This is a genomic window from Alteromonas sp. ABH4_454 (assembly GCF_056311775.1).
Window position 1 is genome coordinate 25,210 of sequence record NZ_CM149972.1, and the last position, 13,644, is coordinate 38,853.

Below are 13,644 nucleotides of genomic sequence, written 5' to 3' on the forward strand. Positions count from 1 at the left end.
AAGAATAAATGAAACTTTTTTATTACTGAAAGTGCTAATGACTAAGTGAATAAGTAATAACGCACCTAAACGTTACCCACGAAAAATAAAAAAGGCGTGAACTGCACAAGCAGCCACGCCTTTAAAAACAGATAGTTAGTGCTTAAAAATGAAGTTCTAAGCCTGCGAATACACCGTCAAATTCCATGTCAGCGTAAACATCATCAAGGTCTTCAATATCAACTGTTACGTTTCTGTAACCAACTTGAAGCGTCATATCGACTGCTAAACTTTCAATAAATGAATATTGAACTGCCGCTTGATAATCACTTAGCTCATGGTCATCGAATGATAAATAGCTACCTTCAAAATATGCAGATAGCCCAGTGAACGGAAGCCCTAGCTGAACTTTCGAATATGCCATAGGCACTATGCCCGAAAATTCAGCCGAGCCACTGGTATCACTTGCTGTATCGACAACAAACAATGCACCATCGATGTACTTAGCATTTACACCAAGATCAAAGCTTACCAAGTCGTTATCGAATAACTCGTAGTACAAGATGAAATCCGTTGCATCAAGCTCGATATCAGTATTGACCACAGTACTTTCTGTAAACAACTGATCATCAAAAGTAAAGTTGGCATCAAGCGCAGTAGTGCCTGAATTATCTAGCGTAGTGTGATTTACCTTCACATTCGGTAAAAACGGCACTGGGTGTTCAAAGGCAATATATAACGCCGTATTGGTTTCATCGTCAAAGTTGAAATCAGCAGTGTTGTTGCTATCTGCAAAACCGCCTTGCGTGTCGGTTTGCCAAACTTGAGCTCCAACGTAAACGCCTGCGATAGTGTCTGCTTGAGATGAAACTGAAAATAATGCGCATCCCAATGCGGCAGCTATAAGACCTTTTTTCATTAATTATCCTTGATTAAGAAGTTCTGATATTTCAATTAAAGCAGCGTTTGCGCGAGAAATATAGTTAGCCATAACTAAAGAGTGATTAGCTAACATACCAAAGCCACTGCCATTTAAAATCATCGGACTGTAAACAGACTGTTGTGTTGCTTCCAGTTCGCGAATGATTTGCTGAAGACTGACTAATGCATTCTTATCTTCAAGCACATCGTTAAACTCAATTTCTACAGCTTTAAGAAAGTGTAGAAGAGCCCATGTTGCGCCACGCGCTTCATAAAAATTATCGTCTAACTTCCACCAGCTTGTCTGTACAACGCGTTGACTGGTGCTAGGTGTAGATTGCTTCGCGTTAGCGTCACCAGCTAAATCTGTATTAACTCTAGCAGATCCTACGCTGGCGCTTAATCTTTGTGAATAGCTACCCAACCGTTTTTCAACCTGCTTCAACCATTCTCGCAGGTTATCGGCTCGGGTATAGAACTGACTGTCTGAATTACGTGTGTTTGCCAACTCGTCTCGGTACTTTTTAAGAAGTTCGATACCCTCAGCATAGCTAGATTCAGACGAAGGTAATGCCCAGCTTTTATGGTCCATATTGAATTTAGGGTGAGCTTTTGTCAGGTATGGGTTTTCAATTGATTGAGATTGAGAACGGCTAAAATCCTTACGCATTGATAGCGCGAGGTCTCGTACCATTTCTAATGCTCCAAACTCCCAAGCCGGCATATTATCTAAAAAAACACCGGGTGGAATGACATCATTTGAAAGATACCCACCAGGCTTATCTAGCAAGGTTTCCGACACATCAATCATGGTGGTAGTTAGTGTGTAACCCGCTATATTTGTGGGGTTTTCAACGGGTGAGTTCTGCTCCAAACGCTTTCTGACATCAAATGTATCTGGAGATAAACTCCAATACCAACCAATTAACCAGAAAAGTAAAAAAATCACCACAGCGACAATCGCTATTCGTTTTGAGTTAATAGATTGTCTCATATAAACACCAACCTTCCTTTTAAATAACAAATAGCCGACGATGGTCAGCTATTTGAAACAACTAATATTATGTGAAAAATGCGAAACCTTTATGACGGTTAACGACATAACACCATCTTTTACTACGTTAACACAATATAAATTTATTTATGCTAATTATAAAGTATGATGCATGTTTGTATCATTTTGCTGCTTATAAGCAGCAGAGTTGCGATTTTTCAGCGCATATAGTGCAATACCGATAAGAATAATTGGCCAGAAAGCGCTAACGCCCATAACGAGTAGCGCTAGGAAGCCGGCGCCAAGCGCTAACAGAATCGTTCCAACAACACTTATTGCGACAACAAAGCCAACAACAGCAAGGGCAACCCCAATTAGCGAAAGCACGGCCACGTTTTCCCAAGGGCTAAGCAGTTCGTCAGACATGACAAGATGCATACCTAGCCAGCTATCTACAAGGCTACCCAAACAGTTAACCAGTACAATGGCAATAACCAGTGCAATTAGAAAGTTTTTCATTACACTAATCTCGGTAGTAGGATAACGGCAGCCACGTAAGCCACTAGCGTGATGGGGGTTGCGATAAATAAACCCGCTACCGCCGCCGCTCTTACCCATACTGCATCGATATCAAAATAACGTGCAACACCTGCACACACACCTGAAATAATGCCAGAATCAAGGTCTCTATAAATTCGCTTCTGTGATGGTACTTTCATCATCTTCTCCAAAAATGTTTCTTTCGATATCTACAATATAAGTTGGCGGCGCCTAAGGTCGCTTAGGCGACCTTTTTCTTCTTAAGCTCTGCCAGTTCCTTTTCTATCGCTTCGTCTGCTTCCATTGCATCGAACTCAGCTTGTAATGATGTTGCCTCACTCGACTTCGCTAAGTCATATGCATCTACTTGCGCTTCAAGGTGGTCAATGCGCTGTTCGTAGCTTTCAAAACGCATCATTGCATCGTCTATTTTTCCTTCGTGATCAGCTTGCTTCACTTTCAAGCGTGTTTGCGCTGAATTTTTGCGCTGAACTAAGGTTTTTTGCTTAGCTTTGGCTTCTGCCAATTTACTGTTCAGTCTTGCAGTATCGCCTTGAATCTTTTCGATGCTTTCTGCTAGTTGCGCTTCTTGCTCTTTAAGAGAGTCAAGTTTCGAAACATACTTCTGCTTTTCTATAAGCGCCGCTTTTGCCAAAGACTCTTTGTCATTGTTCATCGCGATCTGCGCTTTATGCTGCCAACTATCAACTTGTCTGTTCGCTGCTTCCATATGACGCGCTAGCGTTTTTTGCTGAGCAATAAAGCGCGCCGCGTCGGTGCGAACTTCAACCAGGGTTTCTTCCATTTCTTGAATAATCAAACGAATGATTTTTTCAGGATCTTCAGCTTTATCTAACATCGCGTTGATGTTTGCTTGAACAATATCGTTAATGCGTGAAAACATACCCATGATTCTTTCTCCGTTAAAAGTAGTGTTGTGGCTTCCAGCATCATTTATTCTCTTGTACACACTGCTAGTTGCCGCTGACTGAGTTCTCCTCAACACTTTTAGTATTACAATGACTATGCCATTTATTTAAATTATTGATATATATGTTTTTTATTAAATTTTGAGCTTAAAGCTGCTTTTTAACTTTACGTTTAGATACGATAAATTAGTGTATTTAACCAACCCTATTGTTAAATTGACCACTTCCGGTTTGGCGGCATTTACACTGTGTCCTTGTAAACTTATTTCATTACTAAACATGCATAAAAAAAGCGCCCGTAGGCGCTTTTATCGATGCTGATTGACGGTTAATCAGCGTCTTTATCTGTATCTTGGTTACCAGCTTCCGTTACAGCTAAGTCGGTAACACTCACTTTCCCGTTTCCACGTACCTCTTGAGGGCTCAACTCAAAATGATAGGTAGCGTTAGCCACTGCTTGGTACACATCAGACTTTATTTCTTGTGTAGTTGTAGTTACTGCATTTGAAACTACATGCGTCAAAAATGTTTGAAGCACTGACTCTTCTGCATTTGCTACACCACTTGCCATGCTTGCTGTCAGTAAAGTTGCTGCGATTAGTGAAGTTTTCATGTTATCCCTCTAAATTTAGTCAGTGCAACAACACGTTGTCGTCGCGATACTTAGAGGATTGCGAGAGGTGTGCCAACTCCTTAAAAAGAACTTAACCAGCTGATTTATATGAACTTAAAGAAAAGCCCGCAAAAATGCGAGCTTCGGATACAATTGAACAAATATTAAACTTTGGTCAAAAATACTAAGTTGTTAGCCTTTTTGACTATTGTACTCAGCAACTTCTTTTTGCGCGCTCTCTACAACATCTAAAGCATTTAGAAGTAAATTAGGATCTGGATTCTTACCTGTACCATTCTGGCTTAAGTATCTTCGCCAAATTCGTCCACCCGCTTGCCCTTGATAAAGGCCCAGAATGTGGCGAGCTGCATGCCAAGGCTTAAAATACGGGTCCTCTTGGCGCTCAATGTACTCCTGCATTTGAAGTACTATTTCACGACGTGACAGGCTTTGTGCATTAGTGTCACCAAATATGTCTTTATCAACGGTAGACATGATATAGGGGTTTGCGTAAACCTCGCGGCCAACCATAACACCGTCAACGGTCTCTAGCTGTTGCTGGGTTTCGGCGAGTGTTTTAATACCACCGTTAATGCTAATTGATAATTCAGGGCGCGCCTGTTTTAGTCTGTGAACCCTAGGGTAATTTAAAGGCGGAATTTCTCGATTTTCTTTTGGGCTTAAACCTTGTAGCCATGCTTTTCTTGCATGAACAATAAAGGTGTCACAGCCTGCGTCTGCCACTATATCGATAAAACGAGCAAAGTCTTCATCTTCGTCCATGTCGTCAATACCAATACGGCATTTCACAGTTACGGGAATATCTACTGCAGCCTGCATAGCCTTAACGCAGCTTGCTACCACTTCAGGTTGCGCCATCAAACAGGCACCGAAGCTACCGTTTTTTACTCTATCGCTTGGGCAGCCTACGTTTATGTTGACTTCATCGTAGCCGCGCTCTTGTGATAATTCAGCACACTTAGCCATGTCAGCGGGATCGCTGCCACCTAGCTGAACAGCGATTGGATGTTCTTCTTGGTTGTAGCCAAGGTAATCGCCTTTACCGTAAATAATCGCGCCTGTAGTGACCATTTCAGTGTAAAGCAGCGTGTGCTTAGACATTAATCGTAAAAAGTAGCGACAATGCCTGTCTGTCCAATCCAGCATTGGAGCGACAGAGAATCTTCGGTCAAGAGTTTGAACAGTAGTATTCAATTTAAGCCCATGTTTTGTATAGATAATATTTAACTTTTTTGAGTAAGTACCAAAAGCGGTACTTATCCCTTTTATTCCTTATTTTCACTGCATCGGGGTCCAAAAAGAGCCTTTTGGAGGCCCAAGTTTTTAGGCGGAAAATAAGATGGCGTATTATAGCATTACTAAGACGACGAGAAAAAATATCAATGTCTATCGCGTGAGAGTAAGAAACAAAGAGTCGGGAGTTATTACTTTTTCAATTACATTGAGGCTGCCTTCATGTTCATTAAAAGCCGATGTTCACAAAAAGTGAACACATAAAAAATGAACGAATATTGCAGTCTTGCGGTTGCCGCACCCCTTAGATATCGAGTTAGCGCTGTCTACAAAATCCTACTAGTTAACGCCTTAACTTTTTCTTAGATTCGAAGCGCTGCCTCAGCCTCACTTAATAGTGCTTTTAGTATCCTTGCACTATTAAATTATTAACAACCCTCTGAAAAATTTGCTTTTTTTAGATAGATATTTACCACTATTATGCTTTTAGCGTATTTCAAAATGAGCAATTAGTGGCTATTGTATAAGGTAATAACCGTAATTATCAGCACAATTAAAAATGTGATCGCAGAATACTCGCTATTAAAAGCAAAAGTACTGCACCTTCCGGAGACATTTTATGGCGGACAAGAAGCCGAAGGATCAGCAAGCGCAAAGCGTTAATGAAGCACAAAACGCTCCTCAACCAGCTGACGAACTTGCTCAACTTAGAGAAATATTATTTGGTCAAACAAATCGTGCTTTCCGTGCAGATCTCTCTGCCCTTGAGTCGCGAGTAAATGATAGCTTCGCTAAATTAAACACACACCTTGATAACCAGTTCAATGATATACGTAAACTTATCGATAATCAGATCACTGAACTCTCTAATCAGCTAGCCAGCGCTAATGACAACAACAGTAACGTGCAAGAACAGCTTCAGCACACTACCGATAAGCTGCAAAGTGAACTGGAAATTGCTGAAACATCAGCAAAGAACGACAACGACGCTTTAGAAGCTCATGTAGTGAAAGAATTGGAGTCACTGGACAACTTGTTTAGCAAGCGTCATCAAGAATTGTTAGAAAAGCTTCAGCAAGTTACTAGCGAGCTTTCAGAGAGTAAGACAGACAGAAAAACACTGGCAAACTTACTTTCAACCATGGCTACCAACCTCGCTACCGATCATTAATTAATGAGTGACAAAGTGCCGCCGTCTGAATTGCCGGACAACTCTCTTGAAAAAGTCAGAGAGCTACTTATTGGACGAGATGACAAGTTCGTTCAACAGAAGCTTGATCGCGACGCAAAGGGCTTTGTGAGCAATGTTGTTTCTGAAGCGTTACTTGAACGAGAGACTAAAGATGGCTCGGTTAACAAAGTTCTTGTTCCCCTTGTCGAAAAATCCCTGCACCGCTCTATCGAAGCTAATAGTGAAAAGATTGTAGGCACACTTTACCCATTAGTAGGTACATTAGTAAGAAAAGCCGTTTCATCATTTCTTGTAGAGTTTGTTGAGCGAACCAATGCATTAATCGAAAATAGCTTTAGCCCCAAAAGTATCTCGTGGCGCTTTAAAGCCTGGCAGTCTGGCGTTAAGTACTCTGAATATGTAGCGTCGCAAATATATCAGTATCAAGTGCAACAACTGCTGGTCATTCACCGTGAAACCGGCACTTTACTTCACAGTATCTCGTCCGATCCGGAAAAAGAAAAAGATGCAGATCTCATTTCTTCGATGCTTGTCGCCATCAATGACTTCGTTGCGGATGCGTTTGGCGTAACAGCTACCGAATCTGAAAACGAGCTAGGCGAGATAAAAACAGAAGATTTTACACTACTGATTAAAATTGGTCCGCAAGCACTGCTGGTTGCTGCAGTTACTGGAAGTATTCCGCCTGAAGTACGGGGTAAACTTCAGCAGGCTCTGGAGGAATTTCATCAGTTTTACCAACAACCTTTAATTCATTATGAAGGCGACAATGCTCCTTTTGAGGGATGCGAAACTATTCTTGCGGATTGCTTGATCAGTGAAAGGAAAGAAGGTGAAGGTAAAAAATCGAAACGCATGATAGGCGCTGTCGTGCTAGTGGTAATCTTTGCCGTGCTAGCAGTGCTGTCGTTTATGAGATTGTCTCTAAGTGTTATCAAAAGCGATATGCACGAGCTTACTCCTCCGCCAGGTATCGTAGTTACAGATACTTATATTTCTCACGGGAGAATACATGCCAAAGTGCTACGGGACCCCATAGCCACCGACATAGAAAAGTGGCTAAATGAAAATGACATTGATACGGAAAAGGTCACAATAATTGAAGAGCCCTTTGTCTCTCTAAAAACCAGCATGGTTGAACAAAAGCTCGAAAGGCTCATTACCAGCTATCCACTCAGCGAAGCAGAAAGCATTTCAGTTGATAAAGGTGATAACGGCAGATTCTTGATATCAGGAACTGTATTTAACACCACCGCGATAGAGCTTACTCGGCAAATAAGTGCAATCCCTGGTATATCGTCGATTTCTATGGACACTAATGCCCTTAAAGTGAAACAGGTATACGATGTTGATCAAGCTGTGGTTCAAAAAGCGACTTTAAATCGACTCGTTAATAAGGTTTCTTCACAAAGTGTACTTTTTGCTACTAACCAAGAGGCGCTTTCTGAAGTACAGTTAGCAAAATTAGAAGCCCTAGCAAATGACATAAAACAATTATTAATGCTCGCAGATAGAACAAATACTATTGTGAGTATCGTTGTGATGGGGGCCAGTGACAATTCGGGCTCAAGCGCACGCAATCGCGCCTTAAGCCAAAAACGAGCAGAGAATGTTGTGAATTCATTAATTTCACTTGGTGTAGAAAGTGATATTCTTATACCCGTAAGCTTAGGAGAGCTACCATTGCAGAAAGCATCGATGGGGCGTTCAGTTATGTTAAATGTTTTAATATCCAGTGAGTAATAGTAAGGAAGCTTTGCGGTGATACAGAAAAAAGTTTGTATTCTAGGGCCCACTGGTGTTGGTAAAACAAGCCTAGTAAAGCAGTTTGTCGAAGGTATTTTTTCTGAAAAGTACAAGACTACTATTGGCGTAAAAATAGACAAAAAACAAGTCAATAAAGAAGGGCGCGGTGTCCAGCTTCTCCTCTGGGATTTAGAGGGTATCGATAGATACTGTGGCTTTAATCCTCGCTACCTTCGCGGCGCCAGTGCTTATATTATCGTGGTTGACCAAACTCGCTCTCAGTCTTTACTTGAGGGTATAGAAATTCTCGAGCTCGCCCAAGAGCACTACCCTGACATTCCCGCATTTTTCGTAGTGAATAAAACTGACCTCCCAACTAGCTGGCATTGGAGTGAGGAAGAATTGAATAATTACGCACGAAGATTTTCTTCACTTACGAAAACAAGTGCGAAGACCGGTGAAAATGTAGAAAACTTATTCAGTACAATTGCGTTTTGGTAGGAGATTGCCATGGATATCCATTTATTAAATGCGCTAGGCATAACTAACTGCGCGCTGTTTAAGTGCAATTCTGAGAACGATATCACGTGTTTAACACCGGAACTTCCATGGTTAAATAATGTTGTTGCGCTTGACGATAACAACAAACTGCAAAAAAAACACATCTCATCTATTTTTTTAGACGATTTCTTTTTCGACGCCGATGAGGTATGGAAAGGAGAAACGTCATTCACCCTATCTTCCGGTTTTTGGACCGAACAAAACGAAAATCAGCTTTTGCGTCTTGAAGCCTTGGCGATCAATGGCGGAGCCGGCTCCCGCTATCTAGTGGTTAAAAACGTTGAAGAGCAGTTTGATGAAAAACAGCAGACGCTCCAAGCAGCTCGTGAATTACTGTTACGCCACCATGAAATTGTAGGGCAGCATGAATACATTAGGCATAAATTAAATAATGTACTGCGCAAAAACACCCGTCTTCAAAAGCTAGTACCGCCTATACAACAAGCTATTCATAATTTAGAAACAGGCGTAGTTATTTTAGATAATGAAGGTGCCTTGATACTTGATAACAAAGCTTCACATAGGCTTTTACTTTGCAATAGCACAACGCCAAGCTCTATTCGCATCGGTGAGTTGATTAAAGACATTGACGCGCCGTCTACTTTTTTACCGACTTTGGTACAGAGGAAAGCCCCCTGGCAAGGCGAAATATACTGGCAGCCAATAGACGATTACAAAGTTTGGCTTCAGGTAACTATCCATCCTGTAATGCATGCAGATGAACTTACTCACTGGGTTTACTTATTTACTGACATTACGCATATACACAATAAAGAAGAAGGTGTGCTTACCGCCAGTGGTATGGATTCACTAACGAAAGTTGCCAACCGCAATTCGTTTACCAGCACGGTAAGGCGGCTGATACAGGAAGATACCCCTTTTAAGTTGTTTATCATTGATATTTGCGGTTTCAAAAAAATTAATGAGATGCTGAGCTACCAATCTGGGGATGAGATTTTAAAGTCATTTGCTTTACGGCTACAAACCTTCGTTGGTAACAGCGGATTCATTGCAAGAATCGGCAGTAACGAGTTTGCCCTCGTAAAACGAATAGATACTTTTAAAGATGTAAGCACTACCGAGTATGCTAGACAGCTTGTAACTAAGCTAACTCAGCCCTACACCGTACTTAACGGCAACGAGCCCAACTTAGGTGTTAATATTGGTGAGGCGAGTTTTCCACAGGACAGCTTTTCATCAGAAACGCTGTTGCAATGTTCAGATATTGCACTTCAAGCCGCTAAATATCAGGGAAGGAACATCGCCCTCGCTTACAGCGAGGAACTTCACGAGCAGCATCGTGCCATTAATGAGCTTGAAACGAAGCTTCGCGGTGCCATAAAAAATAGCGAGCTAAAACTCTTCTTACAGCCCATCGTCGCTCTCTCTTCTGGTAAAGTCGTAAAGTGTGAAGCGCTCGCTAGGTGGATAACGCCTGAAGGTAAGTTTATCTCGCCAGAAGTATTTATTCCGTTGGCAGAAAAAAGTGAACTCATTTTCCCCTTTGGCGAATGGCTAATTAATGAAGCCTGTAATGCTATTGAAGCGTTACAGGCAGCTAATCTAAACATTAGATTGGCAATTAATATATCAGGTCGCCAAGTATCAGATTTAACTCTGCTAAATCAAATTAAAAGCGCACTGGAAGAACACCAACTACAAGGTTCGAACTTGTCTATCGAATTAACTGAGAGCGTATTCGTTGATAGCCTAGACACAGTATCTGTTTTGCTTAATGAGCTTAGAGCTATGGGAATTACTGTATCGATAGACGATTTCGGTACGGGTTTTAGCTCACTCGTATATCTGAAAAAACTGCCCATTGATGAGCTTAAGATTGACCGTTCTTTTGTGAGTGAACTAGAGAAAAATACCGACGATCAAGCTATCGTTCAGGCTATCCTTGGGCTTGCAAATAATCTGAATATCAAAATCATTGCAGAAGGCATTGAAACGCCACAGCAACAGCTGTTTCTAAAAAATCATCAATGCGCTTACGGTCAAGGGTATTTATATCAACGACCCGTTGCGATTGATGAATTCATCTCGCTTGCGCAAAAGTTAAAGTAATTACAGTCTTTTAGGCAATAATGATACAGAAAGCCGGAACATGTTCCGGCTTTTTAATGTACTTTTGAGTTTAAATGAGCACGCTTAGATTAAGCCCATATGTCCCGCATGGAACTCTAAATGCTCTTCAATAAACGATGCGATGAAGAAATAACTGTGATCGTAACCTTCGTGCATATTAAGCGTAAGTTGCGTATCGGATTGTTGTGCAGCATGAACCAAAGACTGAGGCTTTAGCTGTTCGTGCAAGAACTCATCTTTTGTACCCTGCTCAACCAACAAAGGCACACTATGGGTTTTGCTTGCTAACAGCAAAGATGCATCGTAGTCCTTCCACGCTGCCTTGTCATCACCTAGGTATCCGCCTAGTGCTTTTTCACCCCATGGACAATCTGACGGATTCGAAATAGGACTAAACGCTGATACCGAAACGAATTTGTTTGGGTTACGCATGCCGATGACTAACGCACCGTGTCCGCCCATAGAATGTCCGCTAATTGCCCGCTCTTTAGTTACAGGAAATTCGCTTTCGATAAGCGCTGGCAGTTCATCAACAATATAGCTATACATGTTGTAGTGTTTGTCCCACGGAGCTTGCGTTGCATCTACATAGAAGCCCGCTCCTAAACCGAAATCGTAAGACCCTTCTTCATCATCCGGCACTCCTTCTCCACGAGGCGAAGTATCAGGTGCAACAATGGCCATACCCAATTCTGCTGCAAGCTTCATTGCCCCCGCTTTTTGCATAAAGTTTTGATCGGTGCAGGTTAATCCAGATAGCCAATATAATACCGGCACCGGCTTTTCTTTAGAGGCAAATGGGGGTAAAAAAATTGCGAAAGTCATATCGCACTGTGTGGTTTCAGCTTTGTGGGTGTAGCGCAAATGCTGGCCCCCAAATGCTTTATTTTCGCCAATAAGCTCCATTTCAGCTCCTTAAATTCGTAAAATTGCACCTTTATTGTGGAATCAGTAAAGGCTCTATCGGATTTTAGATCAAGTTCGTTTACACTAAGCGCCTAATTTTTGAGGTAAGTACAATGGTAAAAGCCCTGTTGCATCATATTGTTGGCACTATTTCGGTTATCTGCTATTTCCTGAATACAGTTTTGTGGTCAACGCCTATATTCATCTTAGCGATATTTAAGTTAATTCCTATAGCCCCGTGGCGACGCTTCATCTCTTATTTGCTCGATGCCTGCGCTACCGCATGGATTGGTGTAAACAACCTTAATCAGCGCATCAGCGGCCGAACCAAATGGCAGGTAAACGGACTAGAAAAACTCACCCGAGATGATTGGTATCTCGTCGTTGCTAACCATCAATCTTGGGTCGATATCCTTGTTCTTCAACGTGTATTCAACCGAAAAATCCCTTTTTTGAAGTTTTTCCTTAAAAAAGAACTAATTTATGTGCCAATTCTTGGGTTGGCATGGTGGGCGCTCGACTTCCCATTTATGCAGCGGTATTCAAAGTCTTTCTTGGCTAAAAACCCGCATCTCAAGGGAAAGGACATGGAAACTACACGTAAAGCGTGCGAGAAGTTTCGCAACAAGCCCGTTAGTATTATGAACTTTGTAGAAGGCACCCGCTTTACGCAGGGAAAACACGATAGGCAGAACTCGCCTTTTCAGCACCTTCTTAAGCCCAAAGCAGGCGGAATTGCCTTTGTATTATCGGCCATGGGTGACCAGCTACATAAATTGATAGATGTCACAATAGACTACCCTAACGGTGTTCCTTCTTTTTGGGACTTCGTGAGTGGAAAAGTGCGCGACATCCGCGTAAATATAAAGGTTATGCCTATTAAAGACATTATGGAAAATGGCGTATTTAACGATAGTTACTTTGATGATCCGCAAGTTCGTGCCCGTTTTCAAACATGGCTGAATGAACAATGGCACGCCAAAGATCAGCTTTTAGATTCACTTAACGCAACTCAGAAACCATTATGATCCGTGTAGTACTCGCGCCTTTTATTTTTGTTTTGCACACCACGCTGCAAATTCTCAATCTCGCTCTATGGGGCGGACTAATTATTCTACTTGGCTTGGTAAAGCTGCTTTTGCCAAATGGAAGAATTAGAACTGCCTGGAACAAGGTTATGCATGCCCTAATGTTTAGCTTTGGGCGTATTAGTGTGCTGTTAATCAGGCTATTTAATAAGGTTAATATTGAGTGTTCGGTTCATGGTGAGCTTTCAAAAAACAGTTGGTATCTAATTATCGCTAATCATCTGAGTTATTTAGATATTATTCTGCTTATTGAATTTGCCACACACCGCATTCCCGCGCCTAAGTTCTTTCTTAAGAAAGAGCTCATCTGGTTACCCTTTGTTGGATTAGGCGCTTGGGCGCTTGATATGCCCTTTATGCATAGATACACCCGCGCATATTTGGAAAAAAATCCGGACAAGAAAGGCAAGGACTTAGAAACCACTAAAGCGTATTGTGAAAAGTTTAGAACGGTTCCTACTACCGTCATAAACTTTGTGGAAGGAACGCGTTTTACAACCCAAAAGCACTTGTCTAAGCAAAGCCCTTACGAAAACCTACTGCCACCAAAAGCGGGCGGGGTTTCTTTCACGCTTTCAGCTATGGGTGAGCTATTCACTAACGTGCTAGATATCTCGTTACTTTACCCAGAAAATAAACGTCATCCCATGATGGCAATGCTAAGCGGTCAGATGACAAAAATCGTTATTGACGTAAACGTGACTCCTGTACCAGAGCTCCAACAAGAATCAGAACGCACTGAGTCTGAGTTTCGTCTTTATTTCCAAAACTGGTTAAATGGTCTGTGGGAAAATAAAGACAACCGTATAAAGAAACTGTTGGAGTCGTAA

General features: G+C 41.7%; 14 protein-coding genes. 6 read left to right on the plus strand and 8 right to left on the minus strand.

Annotated elements, in window-relative coordinates; genetic code table 11:
• Nucleotides 1-142 precede the first annotated feature (142 nt).
• The 7 genes from ACYX4W_RS00115 to dusA all read right to left on the minus strand — a co-directional run bounded on the left by ACYX4W_RS00115 (nt 143) and on the right by dusA (nt 5,191).
• Nucleotides 143-898, minus strand: coding sequence for a TIGR04219 family outer membrane beta-barrel protein (locus tag ACYX4W_RS00115; protein WP_474804847.1), 756 nt, complete (start codon nt 896-898; stop codon nt 143-145).
• 3 nt (nt 899-901) lie between these two features.
• Entirely contained in the window at nt 902-1,894 is a 993-nt protein-coding gene (locus ACYX4W_RS00120) for a DUF2333 family protein (RefSeq protein ID WP_269918385.1), read from the minus strand.
• A gap of 156 nt (nt 1,895-2,050) precedes the next feature.
• On the minus strand, nt 2,051-2,413 hold the full coding sequence (locus ACYX4W_RS00125; RefSeq protein ID WP_474804843.1) for a hypothetical protein: 363 nt from the start codon (nt 2,411-2,413) through the stop codon (nt 2,051-2,053).
• Complete coding sequence (locus tag ACYX4W_RS00130) at nt 2,413-2,613, minus strand: PspC domain-containing protein (RefSeq protein ID WP_025254029.1); 201 nt, start codon at nt 2,611-2,613, stop codon at nt 2,413-2,415. Before ACYX4W_RS00130 ends, ACYX4W_RS00125 begins: the two co-directional genes overlap by 1 nt.
• 62 nt (nt 2,614-2,675) lie before the next feature.
• Entirely contained in the window at nt 2,676-3,344 is a 669-nt protein-coding gene (pspA, locus tag ACYX4W_RS00135) for a phage shock protein PspA (RefSeq protein ID WP_474804840.1), read from the minus strand.
• A 347-nt stretch (nt 3,345-3,691) separates the two neighbouring features.
• The gene (locus ACYX4W_RS00140; RefSeq protein ID WP_474829971.1) at nt 3,692-3,976 is read right to left on the minus strand and encodes a hypothetical protein; all 285 of its coding nucleotides are present in this window, start codon (nt 3,974-3,976) and stop codon (nt 3,692-3,694) included.
• Between the two features lie 192 nt (nt 3,977-4,168).
• Nucleotides 4,169-5,191 (minus strand): tRNA dihydrouridine(20/20a) synthase DusA, encoded by a 1,023-nt coding sequence (gene dusA / locus ACYX4W_RS00145; protein WP_476074325.1) that lies wholly within the window; start codon nt 5,189-5,191, stop codon nt 4,169-4,171.
• A 658-nt stretch (nt 5,192-5,849) separates the two neighbouring features.
• Here dusA and ACYX4W_RS00150 point away from each other — a divergent pair.
• The 4 genes from ACYX4W_RS00150 to ACYX4W_RS00165 are packed head-to-tail and all read left to right on the plus strand — an operon-like array spanning nt 5,850 to nt 10,799.
• Nucleotides 5,850-6,401, plus strand: coding sequence for a hypothetical protein (locus tag ACYX4W_RS00150; RefSeq protein WP_474804833.1), 552 nt, complete (start codon nt 5,850-5,852; stop codon nt 6,399-6,401).
• Nucleotides 6,402-6,404: 3 nt separating this feature from the next.
• Nucleotides 6,405-8,165, plus strand: a complete 1,761-nt coding sequence (locus tag ACYX4W_RS00155; RefSeq protein ID WP_474804831.1) for an OmpA family protein — start codon at nt 6,405-6,407, stop codon at nt 8,163-8,165.
• 18 nt (nt 8,166-8,183) lie between these two features.
• Complete coding sequence (locus tag ACYX4W_RS00160; RefSeq protein ID WP_474804829.1) at nt 8,184-8,669, plus strand: Rab family GTPase; 486 nt, start codon at nt 8,184-8,186, stop codon at nt 8,667-8,669.
• Between the two features lie 9 nt (nt 8,670-8,678).
• Entirely contained in the window at nt 8,679-10,799 is a 2,121-nt protein-coding gene (locus ACYX4W_RS00165; RefSeq protein ID WP_474857464.1) for a putative bifunctional diguanylate cyclase/phosphodiesterase, read from the plus strand.
• An 84-nt stretch (nt 10,800-10,883) separates the two neighbouring features.
• Here ACYX4W_RS00165 and fghA read toward each other — a convergent pair whose 3' ends face one another.
• The gene (gene fghA / locus ACYX4W_RS00170) at nt 10,884-11,726 is read right to left on the minus strand and encodes an S-formylglutathione hydrolase (RefSeq protein ID WP_474857463.1); all 843 of its coding nucleotides are present in this window, start codon (nt 11,724-11,726) and stop codon (nt 10,884-10,886) included.
• 113 nt (nt 11,727-11,839) lie between these two features.
• On the opposite strand from fghA, the gene ACYX4W_RS00175 reads away from it, so the two are divergent.
• On the plus strand, nt 11,840-12,754 hold the full coding sequence (locus ACYX4W_RS00175) for an acyltransferase (protein ID WP_474804820.1): 915 nt from the start codon (nt 11,840-11,842) through the stop codon (nt 12,752-12,754).
• The gene (locus ACYX4W_RS00180; RefSeq protein ID WP_474804817.1) at nt 12,751-13,644 is read left to right on the plus strand and encodes an acyltransferase; all 894 of its coding nucleotides are present in this window, start codon (nt 12,751-12,753) and stop codon (nt 13,642-13,644) included. The genes ACYX4W_RS00175 and ACYX4W_RS00180 overlap by 4 nt, the downstream gene beginning before the upstream one ends.

Excerpts from the sequence above, each read along its gene's own strand:
- ACYX4W_RS00115 (WP_474804847.1), bottom strand. The coding sequence starts at position 898 with ATGAAAAAAGGTCTTATAGCTGCCGCATTGGGATGCGCATTATTTTCA.
- ACYX4W_RS00120 (WP_269918385.1), bottom strand. The coding sequence starts at position 1,894 with ATGAGACAATCTATTAACTCAAAACGAATAGCGATTGTCGCTGTGGTG.
- ACYX4W_RS00125 (WP_474804843.1), bottom strand. The coding sequence starts at position 2,413 with ATGAAAAACTTTCTAATTGCACTGGTTATTGCCATTGTACTGGTTAAC.
- ACYX4W_RS00130 (WP_025254029.1), bottom strand. The coding sequence starts at position 2,613 with ATGAAAGTACCATCACAGAAGCGAATTTATAGAGACCTTGATTCTGGC.
- pspA (WP_474804840.1), bottom strand. The coding sequence starts at position 3,344 with ATGGGTATGTTTTCACGCATTAACGATATTGTTCAAGCAAACATCAAC.
- ACYX4W_RS00140 (WP_474829971.1), bottom strand. The coding sequence starts at position 3,976 with ATGAAAACTTCACTAATCGCAGCAACTTTACTGACAGCAAGCATGGCA.
- ACYX4W_RS00150 (WP_474804833.1), top strand. The coding sequence starts at position 5,850 with ATGGCGGACAAGAAGCCGAAGGATCAGCAAGCGCAAAGCGTTAATGAA.
- ACYX4W_RS00155 (WP_474804831.1), top strand. The coding sequence starts at position 6,405 with ATGAGTGACAAAGTGCCGCCGTCTGAATTGCCGGACAACTCTCTTGAA.
- ACYX4W_RS00165 (WP_474857464.1), top strand. The coding sequence starts at position 8,679 with ATGGATATCCATTTATTAAATGCGCTAGGCATAACTAACTGCGCGCTG.
- fghA (WP_474857463.1), bottom strand. The coding sequence starts at position 11,726 with ATGGAGCTTATTGGCGAAAATAAAGCATTTGGGGGCCAGCATTTGCGC.
- ACYX4W_RS00175 (WP_474804820.1), top strand. The coding sequence starts at position 11,840 with ATGGTAAAAGCCCTGTTGCATCATATTGTTGGCACTATTTCGGTTATC.
- ACYX4W_RS00180 (WP_474804817.1), top strand. The coding sequence starts at position 12,751 with ATGATCCGTGTAGTACTCGCGCCTTTTATTTTTGTTTTGCACACCACG.